At 56.0% G+C, this 17,563-nt stretch carries 15 protein-coding genes and 2 tRNA genes; 9 read left to right on the top strand and 8 right to left on the bottom strand.

The features are described from left to right. Entirely contained in the window at positions 1 to 285 is a 285-nt protein-coding gene (locus tag K0O24_RS12585; protein ID WP_219893078.1) for a hypothetical protein, read from the top strand. Then, complete coding sequence (gene amaB, locus K0O24_RS12580) at positions 282 to 1,775, top strand: L-piperidine-6-carboxylate dehydrogenase (protein ID WP_246610995.1); 1,494 nt, start codon at positions 282 to 284, stop codon at positions 1,773 to 1,775. The genes K0O24_RS12585 and amaB overlap by 4 nt, the downstream gene beginning before the upstream one ends. On the opposite strand, the gene K0O24_RS12575 is transcribed toward amaB, so the two are convergent. From K0O24_RS12575 to K0O24_RS12560, 4 genes are all read right to left on the bottom strand, one after another. Beyond that, on the bottom strand, positions 1,759 to 2,874 hold the full coding sequence (locus K0O24_RS12575; protein ID WP_219893077.1) for a PepSY-associated TM helix domain-containing protein: 1,116 nt from the start codon (positions 2,872 to 2,874) through the stop codon (positions 1,759 to 1,761). The genes amaB and K0O24_RS12575 overlap by 17 nt on opposite strands. A 65-nt stretch (positions 2,875 to 2,939) precedes the next feature. Then, positions 2,940 to 3,016 (bottom strand) — tRNA-Pro (locus tag K0O24_RS12570). 144 nt (positions 3,017 to 3,160) lie between these two features. Beyond that, positions 3,161 to 3,235: transfer RNA gene (locus tag K0O24_RS12565), tRNA-Ile, on the bottom strand. Between the two features lie 94 nt (positions 3,236 to 3,329). Continuing rightward, positions 3,330 to 4,901, bottom strand: coding sequence for a sensor histidine kinase (locus K0O24_RS12560; RefSeq protein WP_219893076.1), 1,572 nt, complete (start codon positions 4,899 to 4,901; stop codon positions 3,330 to 3,332). 189 nt (positions 4,902 to 5,090) lie between these two features. Between K0O24_RS12560 and K0O24_RS12555 the strand changes: the two genes are divergently transcribed. From K0O24_RS12555 to rimO, 3 genes are read left to right on the top strand one after another with little or no spacing between them, the layout of a single operon-like run. Beyond that, on the top strand, positions 5,091 to 5,567 hold the full coding sequence (locus K0O24_RS12555; protein ID WP_219893075.1) for an Lrp/AsnC family transcriptional regulator: 477 nt from the start codon (positions 5,091 to 5,093) through the stop codon (positions 5,565 to 5,567). Positions 5,568 to 5,613: 46 nt separating this feature from the next. Next, positions 5,614 to 6,891 (top strand): serine--tRNA ligase, encoded by a 1,278-nt coding sequence (serS, locus tag K0O24_RS12550; RefSeq protein ID WP_219893074.1) that lies wholly within the window; start codon positions 5,614 to 5,616, stop codon positions 6,889 to 6,891. 50 nt (positions 6,892 to 6,941) lie between these two features. Continuing rightward, the gene (rimO, locus tag K0O24_RS12545; RefSeq protein WP_219893073.1) at positions 6,942 to 8,276 is read left to right on the top strand and encodes a 30S ribosomal protein S12 methylthiotransferase RimO; all 1,335 of its coding nucleotides are present in this window, start codon (positions 6,942 to 6,944) and stop codon (positions 8,274 to 8,276) included. On the opposite strand, the gene K0O24_RS12540 is transcribed toward rimO, so the two are convergent. Together K0O24_RS12540 and K0O24_RS12535 are read right to left on the bottom strand one after the other, a co-directional pair. Then, positions 8,273 to 9,286, bottom strand: a complete 1,014-nt coding sequence (locus K0O24_RS12540) for an inorganic phosphate transporter (protein ID WP_219893072.1) — start codon at positions 9,284 to 9,286, stop codon at positions 8,273 to 8,275. The genes rimO and K0O24_RS12540 overlap by 4 nt on opposite strands. Positions 9,287 to 9,300: 14 nt before the next feature. Beyond that, positions 9,301 to 10,431 (bottom strand): DUF47 family protein, encoded by a 1,131-nt coding sequence (locus tag K0O24_RS12535; RefSeq protein WP_219893071.1) that lies wholly within the window; start codon positions 10,429 to 10,431, stop codon positions 9,301 to 9,303. 75 nt (positions 10,432 to 10,506) lie between these two features. Between K0O24_RS12535 and K0O24_RS12530 the strand changes: the two genes are divergently transcribed. The 3 genes from K0O24_RS12530 to argC all read left to right on the top strand — a co-directional run bounded on the left by K0O24_RS12530 (position 10,507) and on the right by argC (position 13,617). Next, a complete protein-coding gene (locus tag K0O24_RS12530; protein ID WP_219893070.1) occupies positions 10,507 to 11,895 on the top strand; it encodes a leucyl aminopeptidase family protein in 1,389 nt (462 codons plus the stop codon). A 151-nt stretch (positions 11,896 to 12,046) separates the two neighbouring features. After that, positions 12,047 to 12,691, top strand: a complete 645-nt coding sequence (locus tag K0O24_RS12525; protein ID WP_246610994.1) for a C40 family peptidase — start codon at positions 12,047 to 12,049, stop codon at positions 12,689 to 12,691. Further along, on the top strand, positions 12,688 to 13,617 hold the full coding sequence (gene argC / locus K0O24_RS12520) for an N-acetyl-gamma-glutamyl-phosphate reductase (RefSeq protein WP_219893068.1): 930 nt from the start codon (positions 12,688 to 12,690) through the stop codon (positions 13,615 to 13,617). Before K0O24_RS12525 ends, argC begins: the two co-directional genes overlap by 4 nt. A gap of 4 nt (positions 13,618 to 13,621) precedes the next feature. Here the strand turns inward: argC and K0O24_RS12515 are convergent, their stop codons facing one another. After that, positions 13,622 to 14,176, bottom strand: coding sequence for a peroxiredoxin (locus K0O24_RS12515; protein WP_219893067.1), 555 nt, complete (start codon positions 14,174 to 14,176; stop codon positions 13,622 to 13,624). Between the two features lie 238 nt (positions 14,177 to 14,414). On the opposite strand from K0O24_RS12515, the gene K0O24_RS12510 reads away from it, so the two are divergent. Next, positions 14,415 to 16,331, top strand: a complete 1,917-nt coding sequence (locus K0O24_RS12510; protein ID WP_219893066.1) for an alkyl/aryl-sulfatase — start codon at positions 14,415 to 14,417, stop codon at positions 16,329 to 16,331. Here the strand turns inward: K0O24_RS12510 and K0O24_RS12505 are convergent. Then, complete coding sequence (locus tag K0O24_RS12505; protein ID WP_219893065.1) at positions 16,328 to 17,554, bottom strand: acyl-CoA dehydrogenase family protein; 1,227 nt, start codon at positions 17,552 to 17,554, stop codon at positions 16,328 to 16,330. The genes K0O24_RS12510 and K0O24_RS12505 overlap by 4 nt on opposite strands. Positions 17,555 to 17,563: the final 9 nt, after the last annotated feature.

Raw genomic sequence — 17,563 nt, 5'->3', positions numbered from 1 at the left:
ATGGAAAAAGTGAGCCTTGACCAGTATTCAAACTTCGGACGCCTTGCCGGCCTCAATAGGATGCCGCCCCTGTTTGTCTTGTGCATACTGCTCTCTGCATGCGGAAGTCAGGTTCAGGAATCCAATGAGGCAGCGATAGAAAATCAGGCGGAATCGCTCGAAAAGGCAGCCAATGCCACAACCGACCAGCTGATCAAGCAAATCGAGGAAGGCGCCAAAAAGGATGAAGCGGCGGCGGCCATGGCCAGAGCTCGTCCGGCTGAAAAAGGTGCGGAAGAAAAGTGAAAAGTCCTGCCGAAGACATCGAAGATCTCGCGCGAATTTTCAGCTTCTCTCTGGGTGGTGATTTACCCATTGTGAGCCCGATTGACGGTCGTACTGCCGGTTCAGTGGTCGGGACGACCCTCAAAGAAGCTGCCGCAATGATTGAATTGGCCAGGAGTGCCTTTCTGCACTGGCGCAAGGTTCCGGCGCCGCGTCGGGGCGAGCTTGTCAGGGTATTTGGACAATTGCTTCGTGAACACAAGGAACCCTTGGCGCAGCTTGTAACGCTGGAATGTGGAAAGCCGATTTCCGAAGGACTCGGAGAAGTCCAGGAAATGATAGATATATGCGATTTCGCCGTGGGTCTGTCTCGGCAGCTCTACGGATTGACAATTGCCAGTGAACGCCCCGGACACCGGATGATGGAAAGCTGGCACCCGCTGGGCGTTGTCGGCATCATTTCAGCCTTCAATTTTCCAGTCGCCGTTTGGGCATGGAACGCCACGCTTGCGCTCGTGTGCGGCGACCCAATTATCTGGAAGCCCTCTGAAAAGACGCCTTTGGTCTCGCTTGCAGTTCAGGCGATCCTGGCACTGGCTATCGAAGAGTTCGGCAAGGATGCACCTGAAGGCCTCTCCTCGGTCCTTATTGGCGGTGCAGATCTTGGACAAATGCTGGCCGACCATCCAGCAATTGCCCTTGTCTCCGCAACAGGCAGCACTGCGATGGGACGAAGTGTTGGAGCACGAGTTGCGCAACGATTCGGTCGTTCTCTGCTGGAGCTTGGCGGTAACAATGCGTCAATAGTAGCACCTTCAGCTGACCTCGATCTTGCACTGCGCGCATGTGCCTTTGGCTTCATGGGAACGACAGGTCAGCGTTGCACATCTCTCAGACGACTTATCGTTCATGAAAGCCTGTATGATAGCTTCGTCGCCCGACTGCGCTCTGCTGCTGCTTCCATCTGGATAGGCGATCCAAGAGATCCGACAATGCTTGTGGGACCTCTTATTGACGAATCGGCTTTTGCAACAATGGAAGCTGCGCTGGCAGATGCGCGTATCGCGGGCGGCAAAGTGACGGGAGGCGAACGGATCGTGTGCGAGGGTGTTTATGTGCGCCCTGCAATTGTCGAACTTCAGGCTCAGGCTGGCCCAGCGATGATCGAAACATTTGCGCCAATCCTCTATCTTTTCAGCTATTCTGAATTCGAGGAAGCGATAGCCCTGGTCAACGGCGTGCCGCAGGGTTTGTCTTCCAGCGTCTTTACAAATGATGTGCGCGAAGCGGAACTCTTTACGTCAGCAACCGGCAGCGACTGCGGTATTGCCAATGTCAACATTGGGACGTCAGGTGCCGAGATTGGCGGAGCATTCGGCGGGGAAAAGGAAACCGGCGGCGGTCGGGAGTCCGGCTCCGACAGTTGGCGGGCCTACATGCGGCGCCAGACCAGCACGATAAACTATTCGAGCGATCTGCCACTTGCACAGGGCGTCAGATTTGAGCTTTAACGGACTTGCTTCTCTCGGCAACGTCTGCACGCCACTGTCTTGACCGCCACCACATCACGATTCCGGTGACGCCCAATATTGTAGGAACGAGGCCTGCCAAGAATATCATTGCTTGCCAAACGGTGCCCATTTCGGCGCCTTCATGCATCCTTCTGAGCATCTGCCCGATCCGACCGGAACGCATGCCTCCCCCCGTATTTGCGATTCCCGTTTTGTCATCGACCCAGACCTGAACAGGTTTTTCGGCCGTTTTAATGCCAACCTTCCACGCCGGATCAAGTTCAGTAGGCCAAGAAATGGATGCCAACGGCCCGGGCTGCTTTTCGAGCGCCTTTGCGACAACTGCATCCGGCCAAAGATTGGTTTTCCGCAGCGGCAACGCCCGCATTTGGGCCATCCGTTCCTCCAAGCTGGGTGCAGTTCTGCCGGAGAGTGTCGCTGCAATCTCGGGAAAGGCTATCCAAGCGCCCGTGAGTGCCAACATGGCCAACGGTAGGCTTATCCAGAAACCGGCGACATGATGGACGTTTCCGAATGTGTCATTGCTTCGGCGCCACCTCAGGCCCTTGGCAGGGCTGCCGGATACCGGCCACCAGAGCCAGAGACCGGTCGCACAAGACAGGAACATTGCCAGCCCCAGAAAACCCACTATGGGACGTCCATACATCGGAATAAAAAGGCCGTCGTGGAGGCGTTCCATGACTGGCATGAACCCGGCACTACGGTCACGCTTTTCGAGAATTCGGCCATCGGCCGGATCAAGCCAATAGTTTGTACGGTTAAGGGGGCTATAAGTACTGTCAGGCAATTTCATGTCGGTCGCCACGACAAGCATCGCTCGGCCATCTTCAAACCTTACCGAGGTAACCTGAAAGCCTTCATCCATCTGCTCCTGCACGGCGACAAGATATGCAGATACAGGCTTTGACGCATGCCCATTGCCTGATATTTCCCGTTGAGGGTTGAGCGCAGAGTCCAGCGCATCATGCCAGACCAACATTGATCCGCTGAACGCAAGCGGGGCAAACAGTACGGCCAAACAGATGCCGATCCATTTATGCATCTGCAGCCAGAGCTTTCGCAGGCCTGCCTTTGTCATCCCTACCCTCGCAAGACACAGGAGACTGCATGCCGGGCAGCTCCGCAAAGCTTGAAATGCATGATTGGTCGGGGAGACAGGATTCGAACCTGCGACCCTCTGTTCCCAAAACAGATGCGCTACCAGGCTGCGCCACTCCCCGGACCGAAGCGGCCCTTAGTTTATGGCCGCTTTGCGGCGCAAGTGAAATCGACCTCTCCGTAACGATTGCCTCCGCGCTCCGCGCGCAAAGCGAGGCAAGCATATTCAAATTGATACCGGCTTTGTTTGGACTTACGCCGAAATTTGGTGGGCCCGGAGGGATTCGAACCCCCAACCAAGCCGTTATGAGCGGCCGGCTCTACCATTGAGCTACAGGCCCATACCCGTTGCGACGCGTTCGATAGCTGAGCAAAGGCAAGTCGCGCAAGCGTGCTTCGCAATTTGCCAAACAAGCTCTGCACGGCGGGCAGAATTCAGCCGCTTTCCTTGTTCTCTTCCGCACCCGCAGTGACGCTCGGCAAGACGAGGCTAATGCGTTCTCGGCCAATTTCCAGGGAGCCCCCTGCCCGCTTCGCCATCGCTTCTATAAGGCGCATCGTAAATCCTAGCCCTAAAGCGATATCTCCCGCAGAGCTTGCATCGCCGACAGCTGCCGTTGCCAAAATCTGTTCGGGCGTGAGCCCTTGTATGCGCGATGGCCTGTCAACCTGAAGCGTAACGCCTGTGCCCGCAACATCGAGTCTGGCGATCAATTCTTCGCCGTTTACGGCCAGTTCAATCGCCGCAGTCAACAATCTGCCCACAAGGCGACGACATGTCACCAGATCTGCTCGAGCATTGGGAACTGGACGCACAAGAACGATACGGATTCTGGCTCCGTGATCATCGCTGAGCGGGCCCAACTCACTCGCAATACTCTCTAGGACAGTCGACAGACTGATGCCTTCCGCAGGCAATGCTTCAACTGGCCAGTCTCCCGTTTCCAGTCGTGCGGCTGAATCGAGATCATCGATCACAGCCATCAGTCTTGAAGCATCACTCACAATACTGCGGGCCATTTCACGATAGTGCTGAGCCACGGGGCCCAATAGCCGTGACTCAATCATCTCGCCGAATCCGCGAATGGCATTCAGTGGCGTTCTTAGTTCGTGGGTGAGTTGCCTTATGGAATCAGGCGAAAGACCATCGCCAAGCAGCTTTGAAGGCGCAGCCAAGCTTGGTCCTGGGCGTTTCGCGAATCCCCGATATCCAATAAAGCGACCGTCTTCCCTATTGAAAAGTGGATTGGCAGACAAAAGCCATGCCCCCGATGCTTCACCGGCTCCAGCCACTGTAAGGTGTGCGTCGCGAAACTGAGCTCGCTGTCGACAAGCTCCAGCTGCCTGGCCATCAACGCCATAGCCACCGGGCTCGGCCATATCAGCAAGCGAGATACCAATCAAAGGACCGCGCGGCGCACCTTCAACCCAGTTGATGATCCCATCACCGCCTGCCTCGAAACGGAAAAATTCGAGACGTTCCGGCTCCTGGCTGCTCCTTGCTGCAGGACGATGATCTCGGCGGTAAGCCTCGATCCGTGCAACCAGATCGCGAATCTGAATGGCAGACTCATGGGAGTCCGCGGTCTCGCTTCCTCCGGGAAGCACAAAATCTACGTTGCCATAAACGCCAAGAAGTCTGCGGGTTTCATCAGGCAGGTCACGCCTTTCGCGCACCAGAGCGCGGCTGGTTGACGGCCAACCAGGTATCAGGCGAACCCAGTCCTGATCATCCAGCTTCACATGGAGCAGGAGGGGTGCTGCGACCTGTGGCGAATCCTTTGCAAATAGGTCGACCATCTCTGGCGAAACAGGATGGTCAGACAGTGCAAGCGCCGTTGCCCGGCGCCGAGAAACTGGCACGTCCTCCCGCCAGGCAAGCAGCCGTTCAAATGCCGCCGCCATTTTCTCGGGCGAGATTCGAATCCGTTCCTGAGCAACAATGTCTGCAATTTGTACCCAAAGCGCGGCCCTTGCTGCTCCATCAGGGGCAGATTGCGTCAGCATGGTATTAAGGCGGTCGTCAAAACGCACCGAAAGCACGACCTCTCTCAGTCTCTATCCCCGTTACTGTTCGATAGCGCTTTGCGGGGCACTCGGGAAGCACCGAAACTCAAGCGTAGCAAAGTGGCACAATGGCCTTGCATTGTAAGAAAATTACAGCGAAGAGGTGCTAGATGAAAGGATAAGTGGCGAATGACGCAAGTTTCATTCGATAGGATCGACCGTCGAATTCTCGCAGAACTTCAGGCGAATGGACGGATGACCAACGTCGAACTGGCGGAACACGTGGGGCTGACGGCACCTCCTTGCCTGCGTCGTGTGCGTGCACTTGAGGAAAGCGGGATTATCGAAGGGTATCATGCTTCGCTTAACGCATCGCGACTCGGATACACGATCACTGTGTTCGCAATGGTGAGTCTCAAGAGCCAAGCCGAGTCTGATTTGCGTGCCTTTGAAGACCATATTGCCAAGCTGGCGCCGGTGCGGGAATGCCACATGCTGAATGGAGAAATTGACTTTATCCTAAAGATCGTCGCGCGGGACTTGCAGGAATTTCAATCGTTCCTGACGTCGTCACTTACGACTGCTCCCAACGTGGCTGGCGTAAAGACATCGCTCACTATTCGCACGTCCAAACATATTCCCGGCGTTCCCGTCGACCCTGATTGAGCATTGCGCTTGCGACTGACAATTCCTGCCGCCATAGCGCTGTCTCATGCATGATATTCGTCAAATTCGTGATAACCCTGCCGCCTTTGATACGGCACTTGCGCGGCGAGGCCTTTCACCGCGGGCCAATGAAATTCTTGCCGTAGACGAGAATTGGCGGGAATTGACTCAGGCACTCCAGACTTCGCTTGCCGCACGTAATGATGCATCCAAGGCCATCGGAGCGGCCAAGGCCCAGCAGGACGACGAAGAGGCCAACCGGCTCATGGCTGAAGTCAGTGAGTACAAAGCCAAAATCCCCGCGCTTGAGGCGGAAGAGCGCTTGGCTCTGTCAAGACTGAACGATCTGCTCGCATCGATACCCAATCTTGCCGATATTTCTGTGCCGATCGGCGCGGACGAAAACGAGAATGTGGTCATCCATGTTCGGGGAGATATTATTGAACAGGGGTTCGAGCCCCGTGAGCATCACGAAATTGGCCCTGCGCTTGGCCTGGATTTCGAAACAGCACAAAAAGTTGCCGGCGCCCGATTTGCATACCTCCGCGGCGGCATTGCACGGCTGTCTCGGGCATTAGGGCAGTTCATGCTCGATCTTCATACAGGAGAGTTTGGGTATCAGGAGGTGGCACCGCCGGTTCTGGTCCGTGACGAGGCTCTTTATGGCACAGGCCAACTGCCGAAGTTTGCCGAAGACCAGTTCCGGACGACCGATGGCCGGTGGCTCATACCTACTGCTGAAGTCAGCCTAACCAACATGGTTCGTGACATGATCCTTGTCGAAAGCGAGCTACCGATCCGGTTGACGGCGCTTACGCCCTGTTTTCGTTCGGAAGCCGGAGCCGCCGGACGCGACACGCGAGGTATGATCCGGCAGCACCAGTTTGAAAAAGTGGAGCTTGTTTCAATCGTCCGGCCTGAGGATTCTGATGCAGAACATGAACGCATGACGTCATGTGCGGAGGCTGTTCTTGAAAAGCTCGAACTTCCCTTCCGCCGCATGCTCCTGTGCACTGGAGATATGGGCTTTTCCGCGCAGAAGACGTTTGATCTTGAAGTTTGGCTGCCGGGACAACAGCGGTATCGCGAGATTTCAAGCTGCTCAAATTGTGGTGATTTCCAAGCGCGCCGAATGAACGCCCGGTTCCGCCGGGAGGGCGAGAAGGGAACTGTTTTTGTCCACACATTAAACGGGTCGGGCCTTGCCGTCGGCCGCGCCCTTGTTGCAGTGATCGAGAATTACCAAAAAGCAGATGGCAGTATTTCGGTCCCAACTGTTCTGCAGCCTTATATGGGCGGTTTGGAACGAATTACAGCTGCATAAACAGCAACTCGTGACTTTCCGGCAAATGGCGCTTATGGGCGCCCCCGATCATGGCAATAACATTCCCCTCCCCGCCGAAAGTCGGCATGGTTTCGCTTGGCTGCCCCAAGGCTCTCGTTGATAGCGAGAGGATACTGACGAAACTGCGCGCTGAAGGTTACGGATTGTCGCCTGATTATGCAGGCGCTGACGTTGTTCTCGTAAACACGTGTGGCTTTCTGGATTCAGCCAAGGAAGAAAGCCTGGAAGCAATCGGCGAGGCCATGGCGGAAAATGGTCGCGTTATTGTGACCGGGTGCATGGGCAATGAAGCAGACGTGATCCGGGCCCGCTTCCCCGAAGTCCTCGCGATCAGTGGCCCGCATCAATATGAGGCCGTTGTTGAGGCTGTGCATGAAGCAGCGCCGCCTGTCCCGAATGCATTTGTCGACCTCGTTCCTGAAGCCGGTCTCAAACTGACTCCGCGGCATTACAGCTACCTGAAAATCTCGGAAGGCTGTAACCACGCCTGCGCATTCTGCATCATTCCGAGCATCCGCGGTGCCCTCGTCTCCAGAAGACCTGATGCGATCTTGCGTGAGGCGGAAAAGCTCGTTGCTGCAGGTACGCGCGAACTTTTGGTCATTTCTCAAGACACGTCGGCCTATGGCGTCGACATTCGCCATCAGCCAAGAGAATGGAAAGGCCAGCAAGTCAGAGCACACATGACTGATCTGGCGCGGGAGTTGGGCAAACTTGGCGCATGGGTGAGGCTGCACTATGTCTACCCTTACCCTCATGTGGATCAGGTTATTCCCCTGATGGCAGAAGGGCTTGTGCTTCCGTATCTGGATATACCATTCCAACATGCAGCACCTGCCGTTCTGAAGGCAATGAAGCGTCCCGCAAATGAGGCAAGGGTGCTCGAGCGTGTCAGGCGCTGGCGCGAAATCTGTCCTGACATTGCTATCCGCTCGACCTTTGTAGTTGGCTTTCCGGGCGAGACCGAAGACGACTTTCAATATCTGCTCGATTGGCTCGATGAGGCGCAACTGGATCGAGTCGGGGCATTTCGGTTCGAGCCAGTCTCGGGCGCCGCGGCCAACGCCCTGCCCAATCCCGTTCCAGAGGCCCTCAAGGAAGAGCGTTACGCGCGCATCATGGAAAAGACTGCTGCGATTTCAGCGGCAAAACTTGCCGCTAAGATTGGCAAGCGGCTGGACGTGATCATCGATGAAGTCGATGAAAGCGGAGGCGCTACGGGTCGTTCAAAAGCTGATGCGCCCGAGATCGATGGTTCAGTCTTCCTGCGAGACGCCGGCCACCTTAAGCCGGGTGAAATTGCCTCGGTAGAGATCGAGGACGCCGACGAGCACGATCTGTTTGGCGTTCCTGTCAGCCTCTAAAAAAGTGTTGTTAGCCAATAGAATAGAGCACCAACCAAGGCTGAAGCTGGGATTGTAATGATCCACGCAATAACCACGTTGCCTGCCACACCCCAACGCACCGATGAAGTCCGCCGCGCCGTTCCCGCCCCGATGATACAACCTGTTATGGTATGTGTCGTCGAAACCGGAATCCCCAATGCTGATGCCGTGAAGACCATCACCGATCCGCCAAGTGACGCACTGAAACCTTGATGTTGCGACAATTTCGTGATGCGCGTTCCCATTGTCTGAATGATTTTCCATCCACCCGACAAGGTCCCAAGCGAAATGGCGACATAGCAGCTTATCGCCACCCAATGCGGGACATGGAAGTCGCCCTTCAGGTAACCGGTGGAATATAGAAGGACTGTGATGATCCCCATTGTCTTCTGAGCATCATTCAGGCCGTGACTTATTGAATAGGTTGCAGACGAGGCAATGTGCAGAAACTTGAAACTCCCCTCAGCGCTGCGCGGTGTTGCATTGTTGAAGGTCCAGCTTGAAGCCAGCATGATCAACAATGACAATAGCATGCCGAGCATCGGCGACAGAAAAATCGCGATAACTGTCTTGTTAAGCCCAGCCCATTGTATGCCGCTAAGACCTGAGTGTGCGACGCCTGCCCCCACAAGCCCGCCAACAAGAGCATGGCTCGACGAGGACGGGATTCCGCGCCACCATGTTACGACGTTCCAGAACATTGCCCCGATCAAGGCACCAAAGACGACTGAAGGCGTTACGAGGTCCTTGTCGATAATGCCTTTGCCGATCGTTTCGGCTACCTTGTGCAGACTTGGAAAAATGATCGAGAGGAAATAGGCTGTAAAATTGAAGAAAGCTGCAAAGGCAACGGCCTTCAATGGGCTCAACAAGCGAGTTGCGACGACCGTAGCGATGGAATTCGCTGCATCATGCAAACCGTTCAGAAAATCGAAAGCCAGTGCAACAGCAATCAATCCGATAAGAAGGGGAAGTGCAAGCTCATGCATCCACCATCCCCTTTTCAGGCGTGATCAAGCACGAGACCTTGAATCTCGTTCGCGACATCCTCGAACTTGTCGACGACCTTTTCCAGATTCCCGTAAATTTCTCGCCCAATGATAAATGCCATCGGGTCGGTCTTGCCTTTTTCGGCAAAGAGAAGCTTGAGGCCAGCTTCGTGAATTTCATCCGCGTGCCCTTCAATCTGAACAAGGCGACCGGTAAGCGTGATAAGTCGGGGGCCGTTGCGACTGATTTCACGCAGCAGCGGAACCGCTTCTTCGGTCAGGCGCGCAGCTTCAACAATGATACCGCCCATATCCCGCATGTGCGGGTCAAACTTGTCGACACCATAAAGCGTTATCGTCTTCGCTGTCGCATTCATCTGGTCAATCGCATCGTCCATCGAACCGATGAGGTCGGTGATCGCGGTTCGGTCAAATGGGGTAATAAAAGTACGGTGCACATCCCGGAGCACTTCTCGAATGATTTCGTCGGCCTCGTGCTCATGCGCTTCAATTTCCGCGCAATAAGTGGCAATGTCGCCTCCGCCTTGGAGCAGCTTGCCCAGTGAATCCGCACCGGCAACCAAGGTCGCTGCATGAGCCTCAAATTGTTCGAAAAACCGCCCCTTTTTGGGCATCAACGCTTGAAACCAGCGCACGATCGCCAACCCTTCCCCGTTATGTTCTCGACCGTTTAGCAGCCACGCGTTGTTTTGCACAACAGAAGGTGTCGGCATCCGAAATTCGGATATCATGGCTTTCAGTTCGGGCTCATCGACGGCAGCGGCGGCCTCCGGAATACCGAACCAGCGACATTCGCGTTCACCAAGCTCCGGCCAAACCTCGGCTTGCCGAATGACGGCCAGTGGAAACACTTGTACGGTCGTTGGCCGCAAGCCTCCCCGTGAAAGTCTCTTGTCGTACTCAAACGAACCTAGGGCAGTCGGGCAGCCGATGCCTGTCAGCCCTGCTTCTTCAAAAGCTTCTTCAGCCGCAGCTTCGTGAGGCTTTAGCCCTTTTATACGGTTGCCTTTCGGCACGACCCAGCGCCTGGTCTCGCGCGAAGTGATCAACATCACTTCGACCTGCCCCTGCGCGTTTGTGCGATAGGGGAGTGCTGCTACTTGTGTCGCCTTGTCGAGTGCCATGGCGGGGCGTTAGCTCAGTGTATGCCAGCAATCAAACGGCTCGACGAAGCAAAGAGAGCTTGGCATGGAGGAAACATGACAGACTTTGCAGCCCTGCTTCAGCCAGACCAAGGCCAATCCGCCAAAACAATCTCAATTGTAAGAAAGGCCGACTTCACGGAATGGCTCTCGGCCCAGCCAGAAAGGACCCGCACAGCAGCCCTGGCCTCTCGATTTGAGGGGAACCCCGGAGACATGCTGATTGCCCCGGGTGACACAACGGCTGAATGGTCCGTAATTTTGGGTGATTCAGAGGATCGGAGCATCTGGACGCTGGCAAGCGCTGCGACGCGTTTGCCTGAAGGTCATTATCGGCTTGCGAATGAAAGCCCAGGGGAATTGGCCCTTGGCTGGCTCTTGGCTCACTACCGTTTCGGGCGTTACCTCTCGAAGCCAGATCCATCTCCGTCCCGCGTTCTGTTGACAAGCGACCTCGCGTCAATTTCCGAGCATGTGCGTGTTGCCCAGGCGACCAGCCTTGTGCGAGATCTCGTCAATGTTCCTGCGGCCGACATGGGGCCCGCTGACTTGCAGCATGAAGCCGAAGCAATCGCCAAACAATTTGGTGCGGCTGTCCTGTTGACCAAAGGTCACGATCTCGAAGTCGGCTATCCGATGGTTCACGCAGTCGGGCAGGCAGCAGAGAAGCGCAACGCGCCGCGCCTCATCGAAATTGAATGGGGCAATCCGGCTCACCCACGCGTTGCCATTATCGGCAAGGGCGTCACATTCGACTCAGGCGGTCTCGACATAAAGCCTGCCAGCGGCATGCGGATCATGAAAAAGGACATGGGCGGCGCAGCGCACGCCTTGGCACTCGCCCGCCTGATCATGGATGCTCGCCTTCCTGTGCGCTTGCACATGATCGTGCCTGCAGCGGAAAACGCCATCGCGGGCAATGCATTTCGGCCAGGCGATATTCTGAAGTCTCGGAACGGCATGACTGTCGAGATCGACAACACTGACGCTGAGGGGCGGCTCATTCTGGCCGACGCATTAACGAAGGCCGGAGAAGGCGAACCGGAACTCATCATTGATTTTGCAACCCTTACAGGAGCCGCTCGTGTAGCTCTCGGCCCTGACTTGCCAGCACTATTCTGCAACGACGAGGCGTTGGCTGATGAATTGAACAATGCAGCCCTCGTCGAGCATGATCCCGTATGGCGATTGCCGCTTTGGTCGGGTTATGACGATATGCTCAAGTCGGATATCGCGGATATCGTCAATTCCTCCGAAGGCGGAATGGCTGGCGCAATAACGGCTGCACTATTCCTGCGAAAGTTTGTTCCAGCCGGCACTCCGTGGGCTCATTTCGATACCTGGGCGTGGCGCGCAAGCCCCAAGCCTGGTCGGCCAAAGGGAGGCGAAGCTCTTGGCCTTCGTGCGGCTTGGGCTGTTTTGAAGGCGAGATATCCAGCTATCTGAGGCTGCAACACCCACGTACGACGGGTGTGGCCATTGCCGGCATTGCGTTTATTGCTCGGCCTCGTCTACATGCCGCGCCATTATGCCGCAATCGCGCAACAGATTTTCGCTTAGCGGGCCATCCCGTGCCCTTGATCCGCGCATCAATGCCATGCGCGGCGACCTTGCTGACGTTGCGCTCGCAGGGAAGCATTTTTCGCCACATTATGCGCGCGCAGTCGAGCATTTTTGCTCTACTCTTCATGTGCCAATATTTGATCGGCCAGAGGGGCGCCAGGTTTCAGAGTTGCTCGCGGGTGAGTCCTTCATGCTTCTCGATGTCTCAGGCGGCTGGGGCTGGGGTTATTGCAAGCATGATCATTATGTTGGCTATATCCGGGCTGACGCCTTGACCGCTGACATGCAGCCTATTGCGGAGCCTCTCCCGCCAGATCTCTTGGCCGCGGCAAGGCATTTTCTGGACATGCCCTATGTGTGGGGCGGGCGCGGTGGAGCCGGGATAGACTGCTCCGGCCTAGTCCAGCGCAGCCTGGCAGCAATCGGGATCGCGGCGCCGCGAGACAGCGACATGCAGATGGCGGCACTGGGCGTCGCGCTTGCCGATGATGTCCCCTTAAGAGCTTGCGATCTTGTTTTCTTTCCCGGCCATGTGGGAATGATGGTCGATCCAGCAAATCTGATCCACGCAACGATGCATTTCGGGCGTACATTGATTGAGCCGCTTGCGGACGTGATTGGCCGGAGCGACGAAGATCATGATTCTGGTGTCTTGGTTCGTCGGCGTATTGACTCATGACCAGTATCTTTATCGATGGCGGACATGGCACGACCGGTCTTGAAATCCGTCAGCGTCTGGCGGGTAGAAAGGACATTGATCTGCTCGAACTGGACGAGACCGTTAGGAAGGAACCAGAGAGCCGCCGAGAAGCCCTCAACGATGCAGATATAGTGGTCCTGTGCCTTCCCGATGAAGCGGCGCGCGAAGCGGTCGGCCTGATCAACAATAGCCGCACCCGGATCATCGATGCTTCGACGGCATTTCGCACAGCTCCGGATTGGACATTTGGATTTCATGAGATCGATGATCTTGGCATCGAATCTCTCAGGTCCGCCAAACGGGTTTCTAACCCGGGCTGCTACTCTACAGGCTTCCTCGCGTTGGTGAAGCCGCTGGTGAACGCCGGTCTGATTCCCGCGGACTGGCCATTAACAGTGAATGCCGTGTCTGGGTATTCCGGAGGCGGAAAGGCCATGATCGCGGAGTTCGAAAGCGGCGGGCCGCCGACCGCATGGCGGACCTATGCGCTTGGACTTGCGCACAAGCACGTACCAGAAATGCAGCGTCATGCGGGATTGGTACATGCACCCCTTTTTGCGCCATCAGTCGCACAAACCTATCGCGGTATGATTGTCGATGTGCCACTTCAGGCCGCTCTAATTCCTGGCCGACCGACCCCGGAAGCCATCCGGACGGTCCTCTCTGAGCACTATACCGGCAGCCCGATCGTGTCGGTCGTTTCGGACTTTACCGAGGCCGATCTGACGATTGAACAAGCTGCCAATACCGATCGGCTGGAATTGTTTGTCTTTGCCAATTCTTCGGGATCTCAGGTCAGACTGGTTGCCGCTCTCGACAACCTCGGCAAAGGCGCGGCTGGCGCGGCTGTCCAAACGCTCAACATCATGTCGGATTTGGCGGAGACCGCAGGCCTCCGCCTTTAGATCCTCAGGCTGCTACCTTCGCAGGAGCGACATTTGCCACGAGCCATTCCAACACTTTGTCGGGCGCACTTTCACCGTACGGATCCTCGTCCGATCCATCGTCATTGATGCCCGGTTCTTCGAACAATGCGACGATGTTTCCATCTTCTACAACCATAGAATAGCGCCAGGAACGATGACCGAAGCCAAGGTGATCCTTGTTGATGAGCATTCCCATACGGCGGGTAAAATTACCTGATCCATCAGGCAGAAGCTTTACCTTCTCAAGGCCTAACATCTTGCCCCACTGAAACATGACAAATGCATCATTCACTGACAGGCAGTAGACCTCGTCAGCACCTGCCTTCTTCAGCGCGTCGTAATTCGCTTCATAGGCGGGGCACTGTTCGCTTGTGCACGTAGGCGTGAAAGCTCCAGGCAAGGCAAAAACCACAACCCGCCGACCGGCAAATATCTCTCTGCTGGTGAGATCCTGCCAGCGAAACGGATTGGGTCCGCCCAAGCTGTTATCGCGCACACGGGTCTTGAACGTCACATTGGGTACAAGTCGGTTCAACATCGGAAACTCCATTTTTCTTGAATGAGCGCGAATGCGCCTGAAACTTCGCTAGAGTCTTCCCGCTTATAAAGAAAACCGATTAATCAGTTCACACTGATCGATCTAAACGATTTTGTGATGGAGATTTTCCTTTTCATTCCATTCTCATTCGATCAACATTCCTACAGACCAAGAATCCGGGGAGAGGATGATGACTTTGGCGCGCATTTGCAGGATCACAGCTGCATTTATTGGGCTGATGTCCACGACGGCAATGGGACAAACCCCGGATCTTTCGACCAAGCCCGCAAGTGCTGCAACCATCGCTGCTCAGGCCGCTGAACGTGCAGCGCTCCCAAGGGAAAACGGCAAGGATGCAGGGTTTGCGGCACAAGGATTCGTCGCGACACGAGCGGATCCAATCATCCGTAACAAGGATGGAAAGCCAGTCTGGAATCTCGCCGCTTATGACTGGATGAAGGGCGACGCTCCCGCGACAGTCAATCCAAGCCTCTGGCGACACATGAGCATCCTGCGCAAGAATGGCTTGTTCAAACTTGCTGACGGCATGTGGCAAGTCCGGGGATTTGATGTCTCGAACATGACCGTAATTGCGGGAAAGACAGGCTGGATCCTGATCGATCCGCTGACCAACCGGGAAACGTCAGCAGCCGCACTTGAGCTCGTCAATCAGCAATTGGGCACAAGGCCGATTGTGGCCGTGATATATACCCACAGCCATGCCGACCATTTCGGCGGCATTCGGGGAATCGTGTCCCCTGAAGAAATCAAAACTGGCAAGGTCACGATTCTGGCGCCGGAGCATTTTATAAAGGAAACCGCATCGGAAAATGTGATCGCCGGGCCCGCAATGGGGCGGCGGGCGACATTCCAGTTTGGGGCCGCTCTTGCTCCCGGACCAAGCGGCCAGATGGGTTCGGGCATCGGTTCGGCGGTTGCTGCCGGCGAGATCACGCTCATCGCGCCGACGGATACAATCACCAAGACCGGTGAACAGCGGACGATCGACGGCGTTTCGATGGAATTCCAAATGGTTCCCCAGACGGAGGCGCCCGCGGAACTCAATGTGATGTTTCCGGACCGGAAAACTCTGGTGATTGGCGAAATCGCAACGTGTTCGCTTCACAACATTCTCACCCCGCGTGGTGCGCAGGTTCGAGATGCGCTGGCGTGGGCGGGCTATCTTACTGAAGCCATCCGGCTTTACGCGGACAGGACCGATACAGTGGCTGCAAGCCACTGCTGGCCGCACTTCGGAAAGAGTGAAGTGCGCAATTACCTGACGCTTCAGCGCGACAATTACAAATATCTCCATGACCAGACCGTCAGGCTTATGAACAAGGGTTTGACCCAAGCCGAGATTGCAGAGGCCCTTGTGCCTCCGCCCGCGCTGACCAACGAATGGACCAACCGTGGCTATTACGGCACTTACAGCCACAATTCGAAAGCCATATATCAGCGCTATCTCGGATGGTACGACGCCAATCCGGCCAACCTCAATCCGCATCCGCCTGCCGAAAGGGCAAGACTCTATGTCGAGGCAATGGGTGGGGCTGAGCGGGTAATGGCAATTGCGCAGGCAGCAATGACTAAAGGCGACTACCGCTGGTCATCGGATATTCTCAACCAACTCGTTTTCGCCGATCCGCAAAATGCGAATGCGCGAGCCTTGCTTGCAGATTCATATGAGCAGCAAGGGTATCAATCCGAAGCTGCAACATGGCGCAACATGTTCCTGTCTGCAGCGCATGATTTGCGCGAGGGGCCCAAACCGGGGTCGTCTACGACCAGCCTCGACATGATTTCTGCCATTCCAACTGACCTCTTGCTCGACTCCATTGCGACGAGGCTCGATCCCGCGGTTATTGGAAGCGCAGCACTGGCCCTCAATTTCAACTTTTCCGACCGCAACGAGAAGGCCAGAGTGACGGTCGAAAATGCCGTCATGATCAGCGAAATGGGCGAAGCGCATGCAAAACCCGCAGTCACCCTTACTGGGCCCCGCCAATTCTTCCTTGGTCTGTTCTTCCTCAAGTTGCCCCTTGCACAGCTTGAAGCAGCCGGCCTGAAGATCGAGGGGGATAGAACTGCGATTGAAGCACTTCAGGCGGCGATCGAAACGCCGCCCAATGTGTTCAATATCGTGACGCCCTAGCTCACAACCTTGTGCAATTCATTGAAGGGAACGGTCTTGTCCGGGCGGATGTCGCCGGGCAGTCCCAGAACGCGTTCTGCTATGATGTTGCGAAGGATTTCATCCGTTCCGCCAGCGATACGAAGCCCGGCTGACCAGAAATAGCCCTGTCTCAGCGCTTCGAGATGCGGAAGCGAAGACGCATCGTCGCCCATCAGCAGCCCTGCGCTTTCTGCCATATCACCGGCAAAACTCCCCATATCCTGCATGAGTTTGGCCACCACCACCTTCGAAATGCTGGACTCAGGTCCCGGGGTCCGACCAGACGATATGGCCGACATCGTGCGCATCCGCGTCAGCGAAATCCCGCGATCCTGTATATAGACGTCCGCAATCTTTTGCCGGACATGGCTCTGTTCGAGCATATTGCCTTCTTCCGCATCAATCGCGCGCGCCAATTCGATAAGCGAATGCGCATCGGGCGAATTTGTCGGTTTGCCACCAACCGCCAGACGCTCGTTCATCAACGTGGTCAGCGAGACGCGCCAACCGTCGCCGACATCGCCAAGCCGGTGATCGTCTGCAATGCGCACATCCGTGAAAAAGACTTCGTTGAACTCACTCGCTCCGGCCATTTGCTTGATCGGACGCACCTCCACACCAGGCGCGCGCATGTTGATGATGAACATCGTCAGCCCCTTGTGCTTGGGCTGGGTCGGGTCTGTCCGTGTGACGATGATGCCATAGTCCGCGCGATGCGCACCCGAGGTCCACACTTTCTGGCCATTGATCACCCAGCCATCGCCGTCCCGTTCTGCTTTGGTCCGGATGCCGGCAAGGTCTGACCCGGCAGCAGGCTCTGAAAAGAGCTGGCACCAGATTTCCTCGCCCTTCATCGCAACAGGCACATAGCGCTGGATGATTTCCGGACGACCGTGGGTGAAGACCGTCGGAATGCACATGCCAAGGCCGATCGCATAGATGCCCGCCGGCACCCAGTATTTGCTCTCTTCCTGGTTGAAGATGATCTGCTGCATCGGCGTTCCGCCTTGACCGCCAAGCGCCTTGGGCCAGGTGATGCCGACATAGCCCGCATCATATTTCTTTGCCTGCCAGGCCTTGCCCCGCACAACCAGATCAACATCGCCTTCGTAGGGAGTCTTGTACTCGGCTGCATTGGCGGCAAGCCATTCGCGAACTTTGGCGCGATAGGCGGCTTCTTCGGCGGTATCTTCGAAATCCATAGTCTCTCT

Origin of the sequence: Aquisediminimonas profunda (assembly GCF_019443285.1) — a bacterium.
Taxonomy (GTDB): Bacteria; Pseudomonadota; Alphaproteobacteria; order Sphingomonadales; family Sphingomonadaceae; genus Aquisediminimonas; species Aquisediminimonas profunda.
Note: the sequence above shows the minus strand (reverse complement) of the source record. Positions and strands in the feature narration are given on the sequence as shown.